General features: G+C 62.7%; 1 protein-coding gene. It reads right to left on the bottom strand.

The annotated features are described in order from the left end of the window. A partial coding sequence (locus tag ACZYTC_RS34230; RefSeq protein ID WP_488991756.1) for a paraquat-inducible protein A occupies positions 1-518 on the bottom strand: 518 nt, incomplete at both ends.

Raw genomic sequence — 518 nt, forward strand, 5'->3', positions numbered from 1 at the left:
CGGCGCAAGACATCCCACATCAGCCGTGGGTCGAATGATTCGGAGGCGATCATGGTGATGATCACCACGCTGGCAAAGGCGATCGCCCCGATGCCGGGCTCGATGGTGGCGATCTCGCCCAGCTGCACCAGGGCGACCAGGATCGAGATCATGAAGATGTCGATCATCGACCAGCGTCCCACGAACTCGATGATCCGGTAGAGCACCGTCCTGTCCTGCAGACGCCAGGTCGAGCCGCGCTGGGTGGTGATCAGCAGCATCGTCAGGCCCGCCAATTTGAGCACGGGAACCAGGATCGAGGCGAAGAAGACCAGGGCGGCCAGTGGCCACAAACCGGCATCGGCCAGGGCGATGACACCGCTGATGATGGTATCGGGCTCGCCATGCCCGAGCGAGATCACCGTCATGATCGGGAAGAGATTGGCCGGTATGTAGAGGATGGCGGCGGTGATCAGCAGGGCCCAGGTTCTGGTGAGGCTGTTGGGCTTGCGTTGATGCAGGGGCGCCGAACAGCGTGG

This window comes from Labrys sp. F242 (assembly GCF_057813875.1).